22 protein-coding genes are annotated in these 21,458 nt (G+C 70.1%); 10 read left to right on the top strand and 12 right to left on the bottom strand.

What is annotated here, in order from left to right; all coding sequences use genetic code 11:
* Nucleotides 1-11: 11 nt before the first annotated feature.
* The 6 genes from pstC to ACIPJ2_RS00775 form a co-directional block, all read right to left on the bottom strand.
* The gene (gene pstC, locus ACIPJ2_RS00800; protein WP_402727157.1) at nt 12-959 is read right to left on the bottom strand and encodes a phosphate ABC transporter permease subunit PstC; all 948 of its coding nucleotides are present in this window, start codon (nt 957-959) and stop codon (nt 12-14) included.
* 80 nt (nt 960-1,039) lie between these two features.
* The gene (locus tag ACIPJ2_RS00795; protein WP_402727156.1) at nt 1,040-2,149 is read right to left on the bottom strand and encodes a phosphate ABC transporter substrate-binding protein PstS; all 1,110 of its coding nucleotides are present in this window, start codon (nt 2,147-2,149) and stop codon (nt 1,040-1,042) included.
* A gap of 287 nt (nt 2,150-2,436) precedes the next feature.
* Nucleotides 2,437-3,384 carry an NUDIX hydrolase gene (locus tag ACIPJ2_RS00790; protein WP_281265883.1) on the bottom strand — a complete coding sequence of 316 codons (948 nt, stop codon included), beginning with the start codon at nt 3,382-3,384 and terminating at the stop codon, nt 2,437-2,439.
* Nucleotides 3,381-5,546, bottom strand: coding sequence for an RNA degradosome polyphosphate kinase (locus ACIPJ2_RS00785; protein ID WP_281265882.1), 2,166 nt, complete (start codon nt 5,544-5,546; stop codon nt 3,381-3,383). Before ACIPJ2_RS00785 ends, ACIPJ2_RS00790 begins: the two co-directional genes overlap by 4 nt.
* Before the next feature lie 25 nt (nt 5,547-5,571).
* Nucleotides 5,572-6,366: a mycothiol synthase gene (mshD, locus tag ACIPJ2_RS00780; protein ID WP_402727155.1), complete on the bottom strand. Its 795-nt coding sequence runs from the start codon at nt 6,364-6,366 to the stop codon at nt 5,572-5,574.
* Nucleotides 6,366-7,049, bottom strand: coding sequence for a response regulator transcription factor (locus ACIPJ2_RS00775; protein ID WP_281265880.1), 684 nt, complete (start codon nt 7,047-7,049; stop codon nt 6,366-6,368). The genes mshD and ACIPJ2_RS00775 overlap by 1 nt, the downstream gene beginning before the upstream one ends.
* Nucleotides 7,050-7,135: 86 nt before the next feature.
* On the opposite strand from ACIPJ2_RS00775, the gene ACIPJ2_RS00770 reads away from it, so the two are divergent.
* The 3 genes from ACIPJ2_RS00770 to ACIPJ2_RS00760 all read left to right on the top strand — a co-directional run bounded on the left by ACIPJ2_RS00770 (nt 7,136) and on the right by ACIPJ2_RS00760 (nt 9,247).
* Nucleotides 7,136-7,417 carry a hypothetical protein gene (locus tag ACIPJ2_RS00770; RefSeq protein WP_281265879.1) on the top strand — a complete coding sequence of 94 codons (282 nt, stop codon included), beginning with the start codon at nt 7,136-7,138 and terminating at the stop codon, nt 7,415-7,417.
* Nucleotides 7,418-7,568: 151 nt separating this feature from the next.
* Complete coding sequence (locus ACIPJ2_RS00765; protein WP_281265878.1) at nt 7,569-8,183, top strand: FABP family protein; 615 nt, start codon at nt 7,569-7,571, stop codon at nt 8,181-8,183.
* The gene (locus ACIPJ2_RS00760; protein ID WP_402727154.1) at nt 8,183-9,247 is read left to right on the top strand and encodes a YgfZ/GcvT domain-containing protein; all 1,065 of its coding nucleotides are present in this window, start codon (nt 8,183-8,185) and stop codon (nt 9,245-9,247) included. The genes ACIPJ2_RS00765 and ACIPJ2_RS00760 overlap by 1 nt, the downstream gene beginning before the upstream one ends.
* Nucleotides 9,248-9,338: 91 nt before the next feature.
* Here the strand turns inward: ACIPJ2_RS00760 and ACIPJ2_RS00755 are convergent, their stop codons facing one another.
* Together ACIPJ2_RS00755 and ACIPJ2_RS00750 are read right to left on the bottom strand one after the other, a co-directional pair.
* Nucleotides 9,339-9,953: a hypothetical protein gene (locus ACIPJ2_RS00755; RefSeq protein WP_402727153.1), complete on the bottom strand. Its 615-nt coding sequence runs from the start codon at nt 9,951-9,953 to the stop codon at nt 9,339-9,341.
* A 12-nt stretch (nt 9,954-9,965) separates the two neighbouring features.
* Nucleotides 9,966-10,739: a class I SAM-dependent methyltransferase gene (locus tag ACIPJ2_RS00750; protein ID WP_402727152.1), complete on the bottom strand. Its 774-nt coding sequence runs from the start codon at nt 10,737-10,739 to the stop codon at nt 9,966-9,968.
* A 43-nt stretch (nt 10,740-10,782) separates the two neighbouring features.
* On the opposite strand from ACIPJ2_RS00750, the gene ACIPJ2_RS00745 reads away from it, so the two are divergent.
* A complete protein-coding gene (locus ACIPJ2_RS00745; protein ID WP_402727151.1) occupies nt 10,783-11,529 on the top strand; it encodes a phosphoglyceromutase in 747 nt (248 codons plus the stop codon).
* Nucleotides 11,530-11,667: 138 nt separating this feature from the next.
* Here the strand turns inward: ACIPJ2_RS00745 and ACIPJ2_RS00740 are convergent, their stop codons facing one another.
* Nucleotides 11,668-12,207 (bottom strand): AAA family ATPase, encoded by a 540-nt coding sequence (locus tag ACIPJ2_RS00740; RefSeq protein WP_402727150.1) that lies wholly within the window; start codon nt 12,205-12,207, stop codon nt 11,668-11,670.
* Between the two features lie 27 nt (nt 12,208-12,234).
* Complete coding sequence (gene phoU, locus ACIPJ2_RS00735) at nt 12,235-12,894, bottom strand: phosphate signaling complex protein PhoU (protein WP_402727149.1); 660 nt, start codon at nt 12,892-12,894, stop codon at nt 12,235-12,237.
* A gap of 157 nt (nt 12,895-13,051) precedes the next feature.
* Here phoU and ACIPJ2_RS00730 point away from each other — a divergent pair, with 157 nt between their 5' ends.
* Both ACIPJ2_RS00730 and ACIPJ2_RS00725 read left to right on the top strand, forming a co-directional pair.
* Nucleotides 13,052-14,218 carry a cell wall metabolism sensor histidine kinase WalK gene (locus ACIPJ2_RS00730; RefSeq protein WP_281265871.1) on the top strand — a complete coding sequence of 389 codons (1,167 nt, stop codon included), beginning with the start codon at nt 13,052-13,054 and terminating at the stop codon, nt 14,216-14,218.
* On the top strand, nt 14,215-14,895 hold the full coding sequence (locus tag ACIPJ2_RS00725; RefSeq protein ID WP_281265870.1) for a response regulator transcription factor: 681 nt from the start codon (nt 14,215-14,217) through the stop codon (nt 14,893-14,895). The genes ACIPJ2_RS00730 and ACIPJ2_RS00725 overlap by 4 nt, the downstream gene beginning before the upstream one ends.
* Before the next feature lie 99 nt (nt 14,896-14,994).
* Here ACIPJ2_RS00725 and ACIPJ2_RS00720 read toward each other — a convergent pair whose 3' ends face one another.
* Entirely contained in the window at nt 14,995-15,516 is a 522-nt protein-coding gene (locus tag ACIPJ2_RS00720) for a hypothetical protein (protein ID WP_402727148.1), read from the bottom strand.
* A 164-nt stretch (nt 15,517-15,680) separates the two neighbouring features.
* Here ACIPJ2_RS00720 and ACIPJ2_RS00715 point away from each other — a divergent pair, with 164 nt between their 5' ends.
* Genes ACIPJ2_RS00715 through rlmB form a run of 4 tightly spaced genes read left to right on the top strand, consistent with a single transcriptional unit; the run spans nt 15,681 to nt 19,837 of the window.
* Complete coding sequence (locus ACIPJ2_RS00715) at nt 15,681-16,163, top strand: CarD family transcriptional regulator (protein ID WP_017888066.1); 483 nt, start codon at nt 15,681-15,683, stop codon at nt 16,161-16,163.
* Between the two features lie 10 nt (nt 16,164-16,173).
* Nucleotides 16,174-17,379: a 2-C-methyl-D-erythritol 4-phosphate cytidylyltransferase gene (ispD, locus tag ACIPJ2_RS00710; RefSeq protein ID WP_402727147.1), complete on the top strand. Its 1,206-nt coding sequence runs from the start codon at nt 16,174-16,176 to the stop codon at nt 17,377-17,379.
* 9 nt (nt 17,380-17,388) lie between these two features.
* Nucleotides 17,389-18,798 (top strand): cysteine--tRNA ligase, encoded by a 1,410-nt coding sequence (cysS, locus tag ACIPJ2_RS00705; RefSeq protein ID WP_281265867.1) that lies wholly within the window; start codon nt 17,389-17,391, stop codon nt 18,796-18,798.
* A gap of 28 nt (nt 18,799-18,826) precedes the next feature.
* Complete coding sequence (rlmB, locus tag ACIPJ2_RS00700; RefSeq protein ID WP_281265866.1) at nt 18,827-19,837, top strand: 23S rRNA (guanosine(2251)-2'-O)-methyltransferase RlmB; 1,011 nt, start codon at nt 18,827-18,829, stop codon at nt 19,835-19,837.
* A gap of 251 nt (nt 19,838-20,088) precedes the next feature.
* Here the strand turns inward: rlmB and ACIPJ2_RS00695 are convergent, their stop codons facing one another.
* A complete protein-coding gene (locus tag ACIPJ2_RS00695; RefSeq protein WP_402727146.1) occupies nt 20,089-21,399 on the bottom strand; it encodes a DUF4032 domain-containing protein in 1,311 nt (436 codons plus the stop codon).
* Between the last annotated feature and the right edge of the window lie 59 nt (nt 21,400-21,458).

Below are 21,458 nucleotides of genomic sequence, written 5' to 3'. Positions count from 1 at the left end.
GGTGCGACCTCTCAGCTGACGCGCTTGCGCACGATGTACCGCGCGAGCATGTTGATGACCAGGGTGATGACGAAGAGGATCAGACCCGATGCGATCAGCGCGTTCAGGGCGGTTCCGGATGCCTCGGCGAACTGCAGGGCGATGTTCGCCGCGATCGTGGACGGGTTCAGCGACGTGAGCAGCTGGAAGGTGACGTTCGTCGACACCGACAGCACCAGCGCGATCGCCATCGTCTCGCCGAGCGCCCGACCGAGGCCGAGCATGATCGCGGACACGATGCCGGACTTGGCGAACGGCAGGACCGACAGGCGGATCATCTCCCAGCGCGTGGCGCCGAGCGCGAGTGCCGCCTCTTCGTTGAGGGTCGGCGCCTGCAGGAAGATCTCGCGCATGACGGCGGTCATGATCGGGATCGCCATGACCGCGAGCACGATCGACGCGGTGAGGATGGTGCGTCCGGTGCCGGAGATCTGCCCGGAGAACAGCGGGAACCACCCGAGGTACTCGTTGAGGAACGAGTAGAACGGCTGCACGAACCGGGCGAGCACCACGATGCCCCAGAGGCCGTAGACGACCGACGGGACCGCGGCGAGCAGGTCGATGACGTAGCCGAGCACCGGCGCGATGCGGCGCGGTGCGAAGTGCGAGATGAAGAGTGCGATCCCGATGGAGAGTGGCACGGCCATCACGAGCGCGAGGAGCGCGGACCAGACGGTGCCGAAGACGAGGGGCCCGACGTAGTCCCAGAAGTTCGCCGCCTGGTTCGGCAGCTCGCCGACCTTCGCGGAGAAGGCGGGGATGCTCTGCCACACGAGGAAGGCCGCGACCAGCGCGAGCACGACGAGGATGAGTCCGCCGGAGATCACCGAGGCGGCGGAGAAGACCCGGTCGCCGACGCGGACGACGGCCTTCGGCTTCGGGGTGGTCGGTGACCCTGGGTGGGCCGGTGCTGTCGTCATGGGAAGTGGGGCTCCTGTCGGGTGACGGGGAAGTGCCCGGGTGCCGGTCGGTGGACCGGCACCCGGGCGTTCAGGAGGTGCTACTTGATGGACGCGACCGCGTCAGCGGCCTTCTTCGCGAGGTCGCTCGAGAGGGCGGCCGACTTGGCCTCCGTCGCGGCGGCCTTCTGCGCGTCGTCCGAGACCACGTACGTCAGGTAGGACTTCACGAGGTCGGCCTTGGCCGAGTCCTTGTACTCCTGGCACGCGATGGCGTAGGAGACGAGGACGAGCGGCCATGCGCCCTTGGCGGTGTCCTTGCGGTCGATGTCGATCGCCAGGTCGTTGGTCTCGCGACCCGACACGGTCTTCGAGTCGGCGACGACCTGAGCGGCGCCCTCGGCCGAGATCTTGGTGGCGGTGTCGCCGACCATGAGCTTGGCCTTGTCGAGGTCACCCGCGCCGGAGTCATCGATGTAGGTGATCGCGTTCGAGGCGCCCTGCATGGCCGAGGCCACACCCGAGGTACCCTTCGCGCTGTCGCCGACCTGGTACGGGTAGGTCTGGCTCGGGGCCTCGGTCCAGACGTCGCCGGCGTTCGCCGAGACGTACTCGGAGAAGTTCTGCGTGGTGCCCGAGTCGTCGGAGCGGTGCACGACCGTGATGTTCGCGTCCGGCAGCTTCGCGCCGTCGTTCAGTGCCGCGATCTGCGAGTCGTTCCACTTGGTGATCTTGCCGGAGAAGATGCCGGCGATGGTCTTCGCGTCGAGCGTCAGGTCCTTGACGCCGTCGACCTTGTAGGCGATGGCGATCGGGGAGATGTAGACCGGGACGTCGATGGCCTTCGAGTCCGCGGCGCAGAGGCCGAAGGAGCCGGAGAGCTCCCCGTCCGAGAGTGCGGCGTCGGAGCCGGCGAAGTCCGCGGCACCCGAGATGAAGTTCTTGCGACCGGCACCGGAGCCGTCGGGCGAGTAGTTCACCGTGACGCCGGAGGCCTGGTCCTGGAAGCCGGCGGCCCAGGTGGCCTCGGCGGTCTGCTGGGCGGAGGAGCCCGATCCGGTGAGGGTGCCGGAGAGCTTCGAGTAGTCGACACCCGAGGCCGAAGCCGACGAGGTGCTGCCCGCGCCGCCTTCGTTCGCCGCGCACGAGGAGAGCACGACCGCGCCGGCGATCGCGATTGCCGCGACCGTACCGATTCGCTTGATGTTCACAGGGGTCCCTTCGGGAATGTGGAGTGCAGGTGGGACCGCTGCTGGTCCCCGGGCCGGTGCCGACCCGGGAGCGACTGTAGGGACGCGAAGTGACCGGGATCACGCCCACTGGTGAACGGAAGGTGAACGACGGGTTGTCCTCGCGCGGAACGCGCACACGGGTGCGGATCCGGGGGCATGCTCGGGAACAGCGTGCCCAGGAGCGGACGGGAGGCCCGGCTCGCCCGGGCGCGCCGCGGGACCCCGGCGGGTGGCCGGGATCGCAGGTCCTGCTCGCGCTGTGCTCCTCAGGCGGAAACCGGGTTGCGGTGCGTCTCCACGGCGACGAGTTGCCCGTCGGCGATGTGCATCACCGAGAAGTCGCCGACCGACAGCATCGCGGCACGACGGAGGTCGAACCGGCCGCTGTCGTCGGCGGTCGCGGTGGCGATGCGCGCGATGATGTCCGGGACGACCGGACCGTGCGAGCACAGCACGGCGGTCTTCCCCTTCTCGAGCCGCTTGCGCACGACGCCCTTGACGTCGGCCGCACCCTGGTCGTGGGCGTCCTGGCTGATGTCCGGCGTGCTGGAGACACCGAGCTTCGTCGTGTCCGAGAGTGGCTCGACGGTCGCCAGGCACCGGGCGGCCGTGCTGCTCAGGATCTTGCGCGGCCCGAAGGCGGCGACGGGCGACGCCACGGCCTTGGCCTGCGAACGGCCGACGGGCAGCAGCGGACGGGTGGCGTCGGGTCCCTGCCAGTCCGAGCCCGGGATGGTCTTGGCGTGCCGGAGCGTGATGAGCGCGAACGTCCGGTGGTGCCCGACCTCGGCGCGGGCGGCGAAGCGGTCGAGGATCTCGACGTCACGCGCGTACGTCAGGCGGGTGCGGGCCTGGTCGATCGTGACCCACTCGAGCGCGGCGACCTCGTCGTTGGGCCGGAACTCCCCAGCACGCTCGTACTCCTTGTTCGAGACCCGAGCCGACCAGTAGTGCACGACCTTGTCGCGGCCGTTCGGGAGCACGTACTCCGCGACGCCGAGCGGTGCGCCGAGGTGCACGCGGTAGCCGGTCTCCTCGTGGATCTCGCGCACGGCCGTCGTCGGGACGGCTTCGCCCGGGTCGACCTTGCCCTTGGGGAGGGAGACGTCCTTGTGGTGCTCGCGGTGGATGAGCAGCACGAGCGGGACGCCGTCCTGCTCACGCCAGACCACCGCTCCCGCCGCGACGACGGGACCCGTGGGACCGCCGCTCACCGAGTGGAACGCTTCCGCGCAGAGATCTTCCGCATGAGGACATTCTGCACGTCGTCGAGGGGCCGTCCGTCGTCGTCCGTAGAGTGGCGCGTCCACTCGCCGTCCGACTCGAGGTGCCAGGAGCTCGTCGTCTCGGCCATCGCCAGGTCGAAGATCTCCTGGATCTCGTTGACGTGCGCCGGGTCCGACATCCGCACGAGTGCCTCGACGCGGCGGTCCAGGTTGCGGTGCATCATGTCGGCGCTGCCGATGAACACGTAGGGGTCGCCCTCGTTGTGGAACGCGAACGCGCGGGAGTGCTCGAGGTACCGGCCGACGACGCTGCGGACACGGATCGTCTCGCTGACCCCCTCGATGCCCGGCTTCAGGGAGCAGATGCCTCGGACCAGGATGTCCACGGGCACACCGGCCTGGCTCGCCAGGTAGAGCGCGTCGATGATCTGCTCGTCCACCATCGAGTTGACCTTGATGCGGATGCCGGACGGCTTGCCCGCCGCGGCGTTGTCGGTCTCGACCTGGATGCGCTTGAGCAGGCCCTTCCGCAGGTGCAGCGGCGCGACGAGCAGCCGCTTGAACTTCTTCTCGATCGCGTACCCGGAGAGCTCGTTGAACAGGCGCGTGAGGTCCTTGCCAACGGTGTCGTCCGCGGTGAACAGCCCCATGTCTTCGTAGATGCGTGAGGTCTTCGGGTTGTAGTTGCCCGTCCCGATGTGGCTGTAGTGCTTGAGCGTCCCGCCCTCCTGGCGGATGACGAGCACCAGCTTGGAGTGCGTCTTCAGCCCGACCAGGCCGTACACGACGTGCACGCCGGCCTTCTCGAGCTTCCGCGCCCACGTGATGTTGTTCTGCTCGTCGAAGCGCGCCTTGATCTCCACCAGCGCCAGGACCTGCTTGCCGGCGGCCGCGGCGTCGATGAGGGCCTCGACGATGGGGGAGTCGCCGGACGTGCGGTACAGCGTCTGCTTGATGGCGAGCACGTTCGGGTCGGCGGCGGCCTGCTCGAGGAACGCCTGGACGCTCGTCGCGAAGGACTCGTACGGGTGGTGCACGAGGACGTCCCGCGACGCGATCGCACGGAACAGGTCCGGCTTCGTGTTCGGCTCGCCCGGCTGGAACTGCACGGGCGTCGTCGGGACGTGCTTCGGGTAGTGCAGGTCGGGGCGGCTGATCTTCGAGATCTCGAACAGGCAGCCGAGGTCGAGCGGCGACGGCAGCCGGTAGACCTCTTGTTCGGTGATGTCGAGCTCGCGGACGAGCAGGTCGAGCGTCACCGGGTCCATGTCCTCGGTGATCTCGAGGCGGATGGGCGGCCCGAACCGACGACGGAGGAGCTCGCGCTCGAGGGCCTGGATGAGGTTCTCGGCCTCGTCCTCCTCGATCTCCACGTCCTCGTTGCGGGTGACCCGGAACACGTGGTGCTCGAGCACCTCCATGCCGGGGAACAGGTCGTCGAGGTGGTTCGCGATGAGGTCCTCGAGCGGGATGAACCGCATGCGGCCGGAGTTGTCGTCCGGCAGCTTGATCAGTCGGGAGAAGTTCTGCGGCACCTTGAGGCGTGCGAACTCCTGCCGCTGCGACTTCGGGTTCCGGACCCGCACGGCCAGGTTGAGCGACAGGCCGGAGATGTAGGGGAACGGGTGCGCCGGGTCGACCGCGAGCGGCATGAGCACCGGGAAGATCTGCTCGGCGAAGTACTCGCGCATCCGGAGCCGGTCGGCCTCTGCCAGGTCGGACCAGTGCTCGATGTGGATGCCGGCGGCGTCGAGGTCGGGCTTCAGCGACCCCATGAACGCCTGCGCGTGCCGGTCCTGCAGCTCGTGCGCCTTCGTCGCGATGTCGCGGAGGACGTCGCTCGGGGCGCGTCCGACGTTCGTGGGCACCGCGATGCCGGTGTCGATGCGGCGCTTCAGGCCCGCGACCCTGACCATGAAGAACTCGTCGAGGTTGGACGCGAAGATCGCCAGGAAGTTGGCGCGTTCGAGCAGAGGTACCGTGCGGTCCTCGCCGAGCTCGAGCACGCGCTGGTTGAACCGGAGCCAGCTCAGTTCGCGGTCGAAGTATCGATCCGAGGGGAGGGACTCGTGCTCGATCTCCACGACCTCGTCGAAGTCGTCGAGGTCGGGCGCGACGGAGTCGCCGTCGAGCTGCGGTTCGGTGTCCATGCCCACATCCTGCCACCCGGACGTTTCAGGGAGCGGCGTACTGCACGTCGATCGCGTGCTGCGTGAACCCGGACCGCCGGTACAGCGCCAGCGCGGGTTCGTTGTCGCCCTCGACGTAGAGCGCGGCTGCGGTCAGGTCACGACCGGCGAGGCGGGCGTATCCGGCGCGCATGAGCACACCGCCGAGCCCCTGCCCCTGCAGGTCGGGGCGGACGGCGACGGCGTAGAACTCGCCGATCCCGTCCTCGACCTTGAGCCAGCAGGACCCCGCGAGTTCCCCGTCGGCGTCGCGCAGCAGGATCAGGTCGTCCGGCGAGAACCACGGCTCGGCTTCCCGCGCCCGCAGGTCCTCGAGCGTCATCGAGCCCTGCTCAGGGTGCGATGCGAAGGCCGCAGCGTTGAGGGCGAGCCAGTCCGCCTCGTCGGTGCCGGTCCGGAAGGCGGCCAGCGAGTACCCGGCCGGGAGGCTCGGGTCGGGTGCCGACGTCGGCACCGGTGCGCGCAGCTGCAGCAGCGTCCTGGTGGCGGCCCAGCCGTACCGGGTCGCGATCGCGCGTGCCGCCGGGCTGTCGCCGTGTGCCCAGGCGAGCCGGGGAGCGGCCCCGCCGCCCAGGGCGAGCGCCTGCTCGACGAGCCGTGTCCCGACGCCGTGGCCACGGGCCTCCAGTCCGACGACCAGCTCCAGCTCGCCGTTCCTGACGACCGCGACCCCGTCGGGTTCCTGCAGCACGACCGCGCGCCCCGCGCGCACGTCGACGAGGGTCTGGTCGGAGAACGGCGGTGGTTCGCCGGGAACGGTGAACCGGGCGGGGTCCACCACTACTGGCCCATCAGCCGATCGGCCTCGTCGTCGTAGACGTTGAAGCGGTAGCCGACGTTCCGGACGGTGCCGATGAGCGACTCGAGGTCGCCGAGCTTGGCGCGGAGACGTCGAACGTGCACGTCGACCGTGCGGGTGCCGCCGAAGTAGTCGTAGCCCCAGACCTCGGAGAGGAGCTGTTCGCGGGTGAACACGCGCGACGGGTGCGTGGCGAAGAAGCGCAGGAGCTCGAACTCCTTGAACGTCAGGTCGAGCGGCTTGCCGCGCACCTTGGCCGAGTAGCTCGCCTCGTCGATGACGACGCCGGAGGCCTGGATCTTCGAGCCGGTCTGGTTCTTCGCGGCACGGCCGGCGCTCAGCCGGATGCGGGCGTCGACCTCTGCCGGGCCGGCGCTCTCGAGCACGACGTCGTCGATGTTCCACTCGCTGTTGACCGCGGTGAGGCCGCCCTCGGTGACGACGAGCACGATCGGTGTCGTCGAGCCGGAGGTGGAGAGGATCTTGCACAGCGCCTTGGCGCTGACGAGGTCGGTCCTGGCGTCGACGAACATCAGGTCGCTCTGCGGGGCGTTCACCAGCTGCGCGGCTTCCGCCGGCACGTGGCGGATCCGGTGGCTCAGGAGGCCGAGGCTCGGGAGCACGTCCCCGGGCGCAGCCGAAGTGAGTACCAGGAGCTGTGCCACAGGACCTCCAGAACGGATGAGACGTCGTGCGGACATCCTAGTGATGCTCGACAAGCGTCCTCGACGCAGCCTGCAATGATGGGGTGGTGACCGAGCCCGTCCAGCCAGCAGACCAGCGCCGCCTGAAGCTCACGTCCGTGCTGCCCGTCTGGCTGCTGTCGATCGTCGGCGCCGTGCTCGTCCTGACCCTCACCGAGAAGGACTCCTTCGCCTGGCTGCTGCTCGTCTTCGTGGCGTCCGTGCTCGTGAGCTTCGTGCTGCAGCTCATCACCGCGACGAAGGACGGCCTGGTCGAACGGATCAGCATCGCGTCGTCCGGGTCGTTCGTCGTCGTGCTCGTCACCGCGGTGGTGCTCCTGGCGCGTTGACCCGGTGCGCTCGGATGGTGGCCGCGTAGACTCCTGGCATGGATTCGCTGCTTGCGCTCGAGCTGTTCTACGTCGGTCTGTTGGGCCTGGCATCGCTCGCGATCGCGTTCGTCTCGGTGACCGTCGTCGTGAAGCTGTTCAAGGGTCAGCGTTGATCGAACTGCCAGAGGGCCTGGCGCCCGAACTCGTCCCCCTCTCCTGGCTCGTCGGCGTCTGGGAGGGCACGGGTGTCGTCGAGTACCCCGTCGGTCCCGCCGACGCCGACGAACCCGACGTCAGGACGTACGAGTTCGGCCAGCGCGTGAGCTTCAGCCACGACGGTCTGCCGTACCTCAACTACTCGTCCACGACGTGGCTGCTCGACGACGAGCACACGCCGCTCGCGGCCGAGATGGGCTACTGGCGGCTCGACCGTCCGTCCGAGCCGGGCGACCGCGGCCCCGCGATGCTCATGGGCGAGGGCAACGTGCCGTTCACCACGACCCAGAGCGTCGAGGCGCTCCGCAACGCCAACGACGGCTTCGACATCGAGGCGGCGATCATCCACCCGACCGGCGTCAACGAGCTCTACGTCGGGCAGGTCCGCAAGGGCCGCATCGACCTCGCCACCGACGCCGTGATGCGCTCGGCCAACGCGAAGGACTACTCCGCGGCCACCCGCATGTACGGGCTCGTCGAGGGCAAGCTCTTCTGGGCGTGGGACATCGCCGCGCTCGGCCAGGGGCTCACCTCGCACGCCTCGGGGCAGCTCGCGAAGGTCGACTGATGGCCGCCTTGGCCGACCGTGCGGGGTTCGTCGCGTCCGACCTCGGTCCGGCCGCGCACTTCGGCAACCCGCTCGGTGAGCAACGTCTCCTCGCCCGTGGTTCCGCCGTCGTCGAGCTCGGGCTCGGCGTCGTGACCGTCACCGGTCCTGACCGTCTGTCGTGGCTCAACTCGATCACGTCCCAGCTGCTGCTCGGCCTCGCGCCGGGGATGAGCACCGAGACGCTCGTGCTCGACCAGTCCGGTCGTGTCGAGCACGCCGCCCGCGTGGTGGACGACGGCACGACGACGTGGCTCCTCACCGAGCCGGCCGATGCCGCACCGCTCGCCGCGTGGCTGTCGTCGATGCGCTTCATGCTCCGGGTGGAGGTCGCCGACGTCTCGTCCGACCTCGTCACCGTCGGGTCGTTCGCCCCGGGGCTCATCCCCGACGCGGTGGTCGAGTGGGTCGACCCGTGGAACACGATCACGCCGGGCGGGTGGAGCTACGCCGAGCAGCAGGGGCACCCCGGCGCCGACTGGGCGCTGCGGATCGCCGTGCTCGACACCATGGCTGTCGACGCCCTGGCCGCGTCGGACCTGCCCGTCGCGGGGCTCCTCGCGCTCGAGGCCCTGCGGATCGCCGCGTGGCGCCCCGCGCTGACCGACGTCGACGAGCGGACGATCCCGCACGAGCTCGACTGGCTCCGGTCCGCCGTGCACCTGACCAAGGGCTGCTACCGCGGGCAGGAGACGGTCGCGAAGGTCCACAACCTCGGACACCCGCCGCGTCGTGTCGTGATGCTGCACCTGGACGGGTCGGACGCCGTGCTGCCGGCGCCGGGCACCCCGGTGACGCTCGACGGCGTCGTCGTCGGCAGGTTGGCGGCATCGGCGGTGCACCACGAGCTCGGGCCGATCGGCCTCGCCGTGGTCAAGCGCTCCCTGGACCCCACGGCCGTCCTGACGCTCACCGCGGATGACGTCGTGGTGACCGCGGCTCAGGAGACCATCGTCCCGCCGGGCGCCGGCGCCACCGCGAACGTCCCGCGCCTGCCCCGCCTCGGCGCCGTCCGCCGCTCGTAATCCCCGGTCGGGCCGGGTCGCGCCCCCGTACGACCATCGCGCCCGGTCACGAACGGGCGCAATGTCCACGTGCGGGCGCGACGAGGCGTCGTCAGCCGACGGTGAGCGTCGTGATCGAGCGGCTGCCGGCTATCTCCTTGCCGTTGTCCGAGCCGCCGACGTTGAGCACCGTGCCCGCCGGGCGGTCGTAGACCAGGTCGTAGTCGGTCGTGTCCGGGTTCATCCAGGCGCCGATCCAGCCGGTGGCGGTGGTGCCGTTCGGGACGGTGCCGATCGGCGTGTACCCGGCCTTCGACATCGCGGGCGTCAGGTCATCAGGGTTCGAGAGTCCGAGGCTCACGAGGTCCAGGTTCGCGTCGCGCCGCGTGATCGACACCGCGGACTCCATGACGTCGTTCGAGAACTTCGTACCGGCGGTGACGCGGATCTCGACGAGCACCGGCTTCACACCTCCGGCCGGGGCATCGGCGGGGACGGGGAAGTCCGTCACGATGGCCAGCGGTCGCACCACGGTCCCGCTCACGTCGTCGCGGAGTGTGTCCGCGGTGACGGGGGTGCTCGGCGGCGCCGAGACGGTCGGGGTCGGGCTCGCCGACGCCGAGCGGCGCTGGACGTCCGGCTGCCCGGCGGCCGAGCACCCCGACAGGGCGACGGCGCCGATCACGAGCCCGGCGACGGCGAAGAGCTGAGTGGTGCGCACGTTCATGCTCCCATCCTGTCAGCGCGGGGCGACGGCCGACCACGGGACGCTGAGCTCGCCGAGGCGCCACCTCGACGTGCCGTGCAGCACCGGCCAACCGCGGTCGCGCATGCCGACGACGGCCGCGAGCCACCGCTGCCGAGGGCCGTACGTGCCGAGGGGAGCGGCGACGGCCCACGACAGGTCGAGGTCCCGCAGGAAGTCGTGCACGCGCTCCCCGGGGACGTTCCGGTGGATGAGCGCCTTCGGCAGCCGCTCCGCCACGATGCTCGGGACGTCGAGCCCCGCGAGCCGGAGCGAGACCGTGAACGTCCGTGGTGCGAGTGGGTCGAGCGTCACCCACGACGCGACCCGGCCGACCTCGTTGCAGGTCCCCTCGACGAGCGCGCCGCCCGGTTGCAGCCGGTCCTGCATGATCCGCCACGAGTCCACGACCTGGGACTCGTCGTACTGCCGGAGCACGTTGAACGCCCGGATCACCGCAGGCCGACGTCCGCCGGGTGTCGGGGTCTCGAAGCCGCCGAGCCGGAACGTCACCCCGTCGCGCGTGCCGGCGTTCGCCAGTGCGACGCGGGAGGGCTCGATCTCGATCCCGGTGACCTCGACGTCCGGCCGGACGCGTGCCAGACGGTCCCGGAGCTCGAGCGTCGTCGTCGGGCTGGCGCCGTACCCGACGTCGGCGACGAGCGGGTCCGACGCCTTGCGGAGGGCCGGCAACGACGCGATCCACCGGTCGACGCGGCGGAGCCGGTTGTACCCGGTCGTCCCGCGCGTGACGTTCCCGATCGGCATGCGTCAAGGGTACGGGGACCACGGCGCTCGGTAGGATCGGAGCATGACCTCCACGCTCGTCCTGCTCCGTCACGGCAACAGTGACTGGAACCAGAAGAACCTGTTCACCGGTTGGGTCGACGTCCGGCTCTCCGAGCTCGGTGAGAAGGAGGCGAAGCGCGCCGGCGAGCTCATCGCCGAGTCCGGCATCGTCCCCGACGTCCTGTACACCTCGCTCCTGACCCGTGCGATCCAGACCGCCGACATCGCCCTGCTCGAAGCGGACCTGGCATGGCTGCCGGTCAAGCGCGACTGGCGTCTCAACGAGCGCCACTACGGCGACCTGCAGGGCAAGGACAAGGCCCAGACGCTCGAGCAGTACGGCGAGCAGCAGTTCATGGAGTGGCGCCGCTCGTTCGACGTCCCGCCGCCCCCCATCGCCGACGACGCCGAGTGGTCGCAGTTCGGCGACCGTCGCTACGCCGAGCTCGGTGACGCGCTGCCCCGCACGGAGTCGCTGAAGCTCGTGATCGACCGGCTGCTGCCCTACTGGGAGTCCGACATCACGAAGGATCTCGGCGCTGGCAAGACCGTGCTGGTCACGGCGCACGGCAACTCGCTGCGTGCGCTCGTCAAGCACCTCGACGGCATCTCGGACGACGACATCGCGGGGCTCAACATCCCGACGGGCATCCCGCTCGTGTACGAGCTCGACGACGACTTCCGCCCGACCGGCCCGTCGCGCTACCTCGACCCCGAGGCCGCCGCCGCCGGTGCCGCCGCGGTCGCCGCGCAGGGCGCCAAGAAGTAGGACGCGAGTCCAGCACTCATCGCGAAAGCGACAGTTCGCCGCGGAAGATCCGCGGCAAACTGTCGCTTTCGCGGAAGAGCGCGGGTGACGGCACCGCGAACTGTCGCTTTCGCGGAAGCGCGCGGGCGACGGCGCGCCTCAGACGAAGTGCGACGCGATCTCCTGCACGAGCTCGCCGACGTCGTACTGCGCCGTGGTGTCGACGCGGACGACCGGTCCGAGGCCGATCGGTCCGGCGGTGGGGCCGTGCTCGTCCCAGAACGCCAGGAGGTCCGCCAGGTCGCCGTGCACCTCGTGACGCACGGGTGAACCCGGGTCGTACCGGTCCGTCAGCCGCTCCACGGCGGTCGCGTGGTCGACGTCGCACCACACCTCGACGGCGCGAGGCGACCCTGCGGAGGCGAGCCCGGCCTCCAGGAAGGCGCGGTCACGGGACGGCAGCCAGACGGCGTCGAGGACGACCCCGTTCTCCACCGCTCCGGCCATCGCCCACATCGTGGTCATCGCGATGGCGCCGAGCGGACGCGAGGCGATCATCGGGCCGGCGATGTCCGCCAGCGGTTCCTTGATCCGGTCCTTCGAGAGGAAGGGGCAGCCGAGCACCTCGGCGAGGGCGGCGCCGACCGTGCTCTTGCCGGAACCGGGCATGCCGTTGACGATGATCGCGACCTGGGCCATGCCACGATCCTGGCAGAGAACCGTCGGTCAGACGTTGGCGCTCGCGCCGGCCCAGTCGCCCGTCGCCAGGTACTGCACCTTCTTCGCGATCGACACCGCGTGGTCCGCGAAGCGCTCGTGGTACCGGGATGCGAGGGTCGCGTCGACGGTGTCGATCGGCGCCCCCTTCCAGGTCTCGCCGAGCACGAAGTCGAACACGCTCGCGTGCAGCTCGTCGACGGCGTCGTCCTCGTCGCGGATCTCCTCGGCGAGCTGGATGTCTTCGGTGGCGAGCAGGCGCGTGAGCTTCTGCGCCATCGCGACGTCGTGCTGGCCCATCTTCTTGAAGGTACCGCGCAGGCCCTTCGGGACGACCTTCTCCGGGAAGCGCTGGCGGGCGAGCTGCGCGATGTGCTCGGCCATGTCGCCCATGCGCTCGAGCGAGGAGCTGACACGGAGGGCGGTCACGACGACGCGGAGGTCACGGGCGACGGGGGCCTGGCGGGCGAGGATGTCGATCGCGACCTCGTCGAGGTTGTTCGCCGCCTCGTCGATCTTCGCGTCGTCGGCGATGACCTCTTCCGCGAGGGCGACGTCCGACTCGGTGAAGGCCTCGGTGGCCCGGGTGATCGCGGACTCGACGAGCCCGGCGATCTCGGTCAGACGCTCCTGGACGTCCTGGAGCTCCTGCTGGAACACTTCGCGCATGGGGGATTGCCTCTCTGATGCGTACCGGGAGAGTGTCGAGTGCCCAGGTGAACGAACGGTGACCTGCGACTGAACGCTTCGCGATCCTCCGGGCGAAGGCCCGCGAACGCGGGTGAACGGCGCCGGAACCCCTCGTGACCACTCCTACACTGACGGCATGGACAACGCGTGGCTCGTGCCACTGTCGATGCTCCTCGGCGGGGTCTTCGGCGCGGGAGTCGTCGGACTCATCATCACCGCCGAGCGCACGGCACGGGCAGCCGACGTCGCCGAGCGGACCCTGCCGGACGGCGTCGCAGCGGTCATCGCGACGATGCACAACCCGGCCGTGGTCGTCGACCCCTCGAACACCGTCGTGGCCGCGTCGCCCCAGGCGCTGACGATCGGACTGGTCGTGCGGCGCCGGCTCGTGCACGACGAGCTGCGTGCGCTCGTCGACCGCGTGCGCTCGAGCGGCGAGATGGGCTCGGAGGACATGGAGCTCCCGCGTGGCCGTCGCGGGGAGCTCGTCGGGTACCTCAGTTTCCGGGCCGCCCAGCTCGGGAACCGCTACGTGCTCGTGACCGCGGACGACCTCACCGAGTCCCGACGCATCGACGAGGTCCGCCGGGACTTCGTCGCCAACATCTCGCACGAGCTGAAGACCCCGATCGGCGCGATCGGCCTGCTGTCGGAGACCCTCATCGCCGCGGCCGACGACCCGGTGCACGTGAAGAAGTTCGCCGCGCAGCTCGTGACCGAGTCCGAGCGGCTCGGTGCCCTCACGAAGGACATCATCGAGCTGTCCAGACTGCAGTCCGTCGACACGCTGGACACGAGCGAGGAGACGTCGATCGACAAGGTCGTGCAGGCCTCGATCGACGCGAACGAGGTCGTCGCCCGCGCGCGCGACATCGAGCTGGTCCGGGCGAAGAAGTCGAAGCTCCGCGTGATGGGCGACCCCGGTCTCCTGCAGGTCGCGGTGTCGAACCTCATCGCGAACGCGATCAAGTACTCCCCGGACAACACCCGCGTCGGCGTCGGTGTGCGGAGCAGCAAGGGCTTCGTCGAGATCGCGGTGACCGACCAGGGCGTCGGCATCCCGGAGGCCGATCTCGACCGGGTGTTCGAGCGGTTCTACCGCGTCGACCCAGCACGGTCGCGGGCGACAGGGGGCACCGGCCTCGGACTCGCGATCGTGAAGCACGTCGTCGGCAACCACGGCGGCGACGTGCGCGTGTGGTCCCAGCCCGGCAAGGGCTCGACCTTCACGATCCGCCTGCCGGAGGCGGACACCGAACTGACAACAGCACTCGAAGAGCAACTGGAAGAGCAGCCATCGTGACCAAGATCCTCATCGTCGACGACGAGCCGGCCCTGAGCGAACCCCTGGAGTTCCTCCTGCAGCGCGAGGGGTACGAGACCTCCGTCGCAGCGGACGGCGTGACCGCGCTGTCGAAGTTCGACGCGGAGAACCCCGACCTCGTCCTGCTGGACCTCATGCTCCCGGGGCTCTCCGGCACCGAGGTCTGTCGGCAGATCCGCACGCGGTCGAACGCCCCGATCATCATGCTGACGGCGAAGGACTCGGAGGTGGACATCGTCGTCGGGCTCGAGCTCGGCGCCGACGACTACGTGACGAAGCCGTACTCGACCCGCGAGCTCCTGGCACGCATCCGCGCGGTGCTCCGCCGTCGCACCGAGGACGACCCCGCCGACAGCGGCATCCTGCAGGTCGGCGGCATCAAGATGGACGTCGAGCGCCACACGGTGTCGGTCGACGGGTCCGAGACGCCGATGCCGCTCAAGGAGTTCGAGCTCCTCGAGCTGCTGCTCCGGAACGCCGGCCGGGTGCTGACCCGCGGGCAGCTCATCGACCGCGTGTGGGGCTCCGACTACTTCGGCGACACGAAGACCCTCGACGTGCACATCAAGCGGATCCGATCGAAGATCGAGCGGGTGCCGTCGGCGCCGGAGGTGCTGGTCACGGTGCGTGGTCTGGGGTACCGGATCGAGGCCTGACGGCCTGGCAACGCATCGGAGGCCCGGTGCCGGTCCGACGGACCGGCACCGGGCCTCCAATGCGTACGTTGGCGCGTCGGTGCGTGACGCGTCGTCGCGTTACGGGTTGATCGGGGTGTCCGTCGGGGTCGCCGACGGCGTCTCGACGGGGAGGGTGATCTCCGACGTCGGCGTCGAGGTCGGGGCGAGGGTCTGGTACTCCTCTTGCGAGCTCGTCAGGACGGGGACGCTGCCGGAGACGCCCGCGGCGCCCGGGTACGAGAAGTAGACCTTCACGAGCGACCCGGGGGTGACCTTGGCGTCGGCGAAGTCGAGGGTGTCGTGCTTCTGGTCGTTCGCGAGGTCGACGTGCGAACTGGCCGGCACGTCGACGGTCTCGGTGTCGCCGCCGATCTCGACCGAGACGGTGATGTCGTCGGTGTCGCTGTTGTTGACGAGCGTGCCGATGAAGCGTGCGTCGTCGCCCGAGTCGGAGATGAGCAGCGCGTTGCGGACGTCGATCTTGCCCGTCGTGACGTTGACGCCGTCCGTGATCTGCTTGATCGTCTTGGTGTCCTGCGGCGTCCAGAACGCGCAGCCGGATGCGCCGATCGCGATGGTTGCCGCAACGGCGACGGACACGAGTACCCGAGCTCGCAAGAGATTCCTCCGAAGATCACGATGCGCCAACCGAGCGGCTCGCGCGGCCTCCATCCTACCGATCACCTGGGAGTGCTCGCGGTTAGGCGCCCCTTACCCGAATTTTCCTTGTGGTAAACTGGGTGTTGCGGAACGGAGCTTGATACATGCAATTCGAGGTCGGCGAGACCGTCGTCTACCCCCATCACGGGGCGGCAACCATCTCTGAAGTCAAGACGCGAGTCATCAAGGGCGAGGAAAAGGTCTACCTGAAGCTGCGTGTCACGCAGGGTGACCTGACGATCGAGGTACCGGCGGACAACGTCGACCTGGTCGGCGTCCGGGATGTGATCGGCAAGGAAGGCCTCGACAAGGTCTTCGAAGTGCTGCGCGCACCGTTCACGGAAGAGCCCACGAACTGGTCTCGCCGCTACAAGGCGAACCTCGAGAAGCTCGCGTCCGGTGACGTCATCAAGGTGTCGGAGGTCGTTCGTGACCTGTGGCGCCGCGACCAGGACCGCGGTCTCTCGGCTGGTGAGAAGCGCATGCTCGCCAAGGCCCGGCAGATCCTGATCTCCGAGCTCGCGCTCGCGGAGAAGACCGACGAGGACAAGGCATCCACCGTCCTCGACGAGGTCCTCGCTTCCTGATCGCCCCGGCTTGAGCAGCAGCCCCTCGACGACCCCACTGACCGACACGGTCCGTGGGGTCGTCGTCGTTGCGGCAGGGTCGGGCACCCGGCTCGGGCTGGCGACGCCGAAGGCCTTCGTGCCCGTCGCCGGGTCGCTGATGCTGGAGCGTGCACTGTCGCCGTTGTTCACGCTGGCGACGCCGACGTTCGTGGTCGTGGTCGCCCCGGCCGCGCTGCTCTCCGAGTGCTCGGACGTGGTCGCCGTGGTGGCCGGACCCGCCGTCGGGTACACGGCCGTCGTCGCGGGCGGGGCCGATCGGCACGCGTCGGTGCAGGCGGGTCTCCAGGCGCTGCCGTCGTCGGTCGAGACGGTGCTCGTGCACGACGCTGCCCGCTGTCTGACGCCGGCTGCACAGTTCGAGGACGTGTTCGCCGCGGTGGCCGCGACCGGGGGCGGGATCATCCCCGCGCTGCCCGTCACCGACACGGTCAAGCAGGTGTCCGGCGACGTCGTGGTGTCCACCGTGGACCGGTCGGCGCTCGTCGGGGTGCAGACCCCCCAGGGCTTCCCGCTCGCCGCGCTCCGGGAGGCGTACGCGGTGTCGACGCAGTCCGAGACCGACGACGCCGGCGTCTTCCAGGCAGCTGGTGGCACCGTGCGGTTCGTCCCCGGCGACGCGGACGCGTTCAAGATCACGACGCCGTGGGACCTTCGCCGGGCCGCTGCCGTGGTGTCGGAGCGCACCGGAGCCGCTCGAGACGTCCGGGTCGGGCTCGGCGTCGACGTGCACGCGTTCGACGCCGATGCGGTCTGCCGGGTCGGACTGCTCGAGTTCCCCGGCGAGCAGGGGCTCGCCGGGCACAGCGACGGGGACGCCGTGGCGCACGCGGTGTGCGACGCGCTGCTCTCCGCCGGGGGACTCGGGGACATCGGCGGACGGTTCGGCACGTCGGACCCCGCCTACGCCGGAGCGACCGGCGACGTCTTCGTCCGCGGTGCGGTGTCCGCGCTCGCATCGGCCGGCCTCGTCCCGACCTCGGTCACCGTGCAGGTGATCGGCAACCGTCCGCGGATCGGTGCTCGGCGGACCGAGATGGAAACCGCACTGTCCGCGGTCGTCGGGGCGCCCGTCGCGGTCTCCGGCACGACGACGGACGGGCTCGGGTTCACCGGTCGTGGCGAGGGGCTCGCGGCGATCGCGACGGCACTCGTCCGGGCCGACCGCTCCGTCTAGGGTTGAGGCGTGACCGTTCGCCTCTACGACTCCCGTGCCGCAGACGTCGTCGACCTCGTCCCGCTGGTCGACGGACAGGTGAGCATGTACGTGTGCGGACCGACGGTGCAGTCGTCGCCGCACATCGGGCACCTCCGCTCGGCCCTGGTGTACGACATCTGGCGCCGCTGGCTCACCCACCGCGGGTACCGCGTGACGCTGGTCCGGAACGTCACGGACATCGACGACAAGGTGCTGGACCTGGCCGCCGGGACCGACGAGCCCTGGTGGGCGCGGGCGTACCGGGTCGAGCTCGAGTTCACCGCCGGGTACACCGCGCTCGGCATCCTGCCGCCCACGTACGAGCCCCGCGCCACCGCCAGCATCCCGCAGATGCAGGACATCATCGCCCGCCTCATCGAGCGGGGGCATGCCTACCCGGCCGCCGACGGCTCCGGGGACGTCTACTTCGACACCGGGAGCTGGGCGTCGTACGGCGCCCTGACCCGCCAGCGTCGCGAGGACATGGTCGAAGCCGCGGACGCCGACCCTCGCGGTAAGCGGGACGCCCGTGACTTCGCGCTCTGGAAGGGCGCGAAGGACGGCGAACCCACGACGGCGAGCTGGGACTCCCCGTGGGGAGCCGGCCGTCCGGGTTGGCACATCGAGTGCTCCGCGATGTCCCGGCGGTACCTCGGGCCGGCGTTCGACATCCACGGCGGCGGGCTCGACCTCCGGTTCCCGCACCACGAGAACGAGCTCGCCCAGTCCACGGCCGCCGGCGACCCGTTCGCGACGTACTGGCTGCACAACGGCCTCGTGACCGTCGGCGGGCAGAAGATGTCGAAGTCCCTCGGCAACTCGATCTTCGCGGCGGACTTCCTCGGGTCCGCGCGGCCGATCGTCGTCCGCTACTTCCTCGGCGCCGCCCACTACCGGTCGACGATCGACCACCACGAGGGGTCCCTGGGCGAAGCAGAGGCAGCGCTCGACCGGATCGACGGCTTCCTCTCGCGAGCGGCCTCGCGACTCGAAGGCGTCACGCTCGCCGACGCCCCGGACGTCCCGGACGCGTTCGCCGCAGCGATGGACGACGACCTCTCGGTGCCGCAGGCGCTCGCCGTCCTGCACGAGACCGTCCGCGCCGGGAACGCCGCGTTGGACGCCGACGATGCGGATGCGCTCGGGACCGCGTACCATCAGGTGGCTGCGATGGTGGAGGTGCTCGGCATCGACCCGCGAGCGACTCACTGGTCCGGTGCCGGTCAGGACCCCTCCGCCGCACCGCTCGCCGCCCTCGTCGAACGCCTCGTGCAGGAGCGTTCCGACGCCAGGGCGTCCCGGGACTTCGCCACGGCCGACCGTGTGCGCGACGACCTCGCGGCCGCGGGCATCACGATCGAGGACACCTCGGCCGGAACACGCTGGAGCATCGCCTGACCACGGCAGTGCCGAACAGGAGAGAACCATGAAGAACGTCTCGGGCAACAAGAAGGGCCGTCCCGGTGCCGTGCGCTCCGGGCGCAAGGGCAACAAGCAGGTCGGCTCCGGCGGCCAGGGAGCGCAGGCGCTCGAGGGGCGCAAGCCCACCCCGAAGGCGGAGGACCGCCCGTACCACCCCGCCGGTAAGCGCAAGGCCGCCAAGGAACGGTACGACGCCGCTCGTGGTCGGCACGGTGCGTCGAGCGCGCCGTCGAACCGCACCGGGCGTCCTCCGCAGCGCAAGAGCGACGACTCGGAGCTGGTGACCGGGCGCAACTCCGTGCTCGAGGCCCTGCGCACGAAGACCCCGTCGACGACGCTCTACATCGCCGCCCGCATCGAGGTGGACGACCGCGTCAAGGAGATCCTGGCGCTCGCCAACCACCGCGGCGTGCCGATCATGGAGATCATGCGCCCGGAGCTCGACCGCATCACCGGGCACGACAGCGTGCACCAGGGCGTCGCGCTCAAGGTCCCCGCGTACGAGTACGCCGTGGCCGAGGACGTCGTCGAGCGCGCGTTCTCCCGCGACGAGGTGCCGCTGATGGTGGCGCTCGACGGCATCACCGATCCGCGCAACCTCGGTGCGATCATCCGGTCCACCGCGGCGTTCGGCGGCCACGGCGTGATCGTGCCGCAGCGTCGGTCGGTCGGCGTGACCGCCTCGGCGTGGAAGACCTCCGCCGGTGCCGCCGCCCGCACCCCCGTCGCGATGGCGCCGAACCTCACGCAGACGCTCAAGTCGCTCAAGTCGATGGGGCTGTTCGTGCTCGGCCTGGCGGGCGACGGCGACGTGCAGCTCGACGCGCTCGAGCTCGCCGACCGGCCGATCGTCATCGTCGTCGGTTCCGAGGGCAAGGGCCTGTCGCGCCTGGTCACCGAGACCTGCGACGCGATCGTGTCCATCCCGATCTCGTCGGCGACGGAGTCCCTCAACGCGGGCATCGCCGCGAGCGTCACCCTGTGGGAGGTCGCCCGCCGCCGTCGCGCGGAGTAGGGCGCAGCACCGGAGGCCCGGTGCCGGTCCGACGGACCGGCGCCGGGCCTCCAGTGCGTTGCTCACCGCCCGTCCGAGTGGTCGCGACACCCCGAGGGCGCGCCGCCGAGTGGTCGCAGAACGCCGCTTCGCGACGCTCCGGCCGACGGCTCCTGGCCACTCGGCGGAACCGGGCGGGGTGTCGTGACCGGTCGGCGCGGCGGGGGCGCGGCGGGCGCGGCGGGGCGCGGCGGGGCGCCGCGGGGCCGGGGTCAGACGTTCGCGCGCCAGTCCTCGACGTCCTCGGCCTCGTCGACGTCGGCGTCGTTCTCGACCAGCGGGATCGGCAGCGTCATCGAGGACGTCGGCGGGTTGATCAGCAGGCGCTCGTCGCGACGGTGGCGCAGCACGTCGTTGATGTACGCCGTCGTCGCCTCGGGCAGGGACACCGAACGCTCTTCTTCCTGGGACATGAACCAGCGGTGCTCGAGCAGCTCGTGGAACACCTCGGCGGGCTCGAGCCGTCCGCGGAGATCGCGTGGGATCGCTCGCACGACGGGCTCGAACACGCGGGACACCCACTCGTGCGCGACCATCTCCTCGTCGAGCTCGTCGCGACCGTTCCGCGCACGGTAGGCGTCGAGGTCGTTGAGCAGGCGGCGTGCCTGGTTCTCGCCGGCGTCCAGTCCGGTGAGCCGGAGCAGACGTCGCTGGTGGTGTCCGGCGTCCACGACCTTCGGCTGGATGCGGACCTCGCCGCCGCCGGGTGCCGCGTTGATCGAGAGCTCCTCGATGTCGAAGCCGAGTGCGTTGAGGCGCTCGACCCGGTCGTTGATGCGCCAGCGTTCCTTGGCGTCGAACTGCTCGGTGCCGGTGAGCTCCTTCCAGAGCGTCCGGTACTGGGCGACGATGCGGTTCGAGACGTCCACCGCGTCGGCGTTCTCGTCGAGACGTCCGCCTGCCTCGAGGTCGAGGAGCTCACCGGCGATGTTCACGCGTGCGACCTCGAGGTCGTTCTCACGCTGCCCGTTCGACAGCCCGCCCGGGTAGAGCTTGCCGGTCTCGGCGTCCACCAGGTAGGCGGCGAAGGACCCGGCGTCCCGGCGGAACAGGGTGTTCGACAGCGACACGTCGCCCCAGTAGAAGCCGAGGATGTGCAGGCGCACGAGCAGGAGGGCGAGCGCGTCCACGAGCCGGGTCGCGGTGTCGGGTCGGAGCGTCTGGGAGTACAGCGCGCGGTAGGGGAGCGAGAAGCGCAGGTGCCGGGTGACGAGCACCGGGTGCAGGGGTTCTCCGTCCGCGCTCATCCGGTTCGTGATGACGGCGACCGGGTCCACGCACGGGACGTCCATGCGCTGCAGGGTCCTGAGCATCTCGTACTCGGACCGGGCGATCTCCTCGCCGGTCTCCTTCACCGCGACGACGTACCCGCTGAGGTGCACGAACCGGACGAGGTGCCGCGAGATGCCCTTCGGGAGCGCCACGATCGTCTCGTCCGGCCATTCGTCGAGCGGCAGATCCCACGGCAGGTCGAGCAGGCCGGGGTCGACGGTGGCTGCGGTGATGGACATCGAGTCGGGCACGGTTGCTCCTGTGGTGCGGTGTGCGTCCGGTGGGTGGTACGACGGGAGCCCGCCACCCG

Origin of the sequence: Curtobacterium sp. NPDC090217 (assembly GCF_044746705.1) — a bacterium.
Taxonomy (GTDB): domain Bacteria; phylum Actinomycetota; class Actinomycetes; order Actinomycetales; family Microbacteriaceae; genus Curtobacterium.
This window is presented reverse-complemented; position numbering and strand designations above follow the sequence as displayed.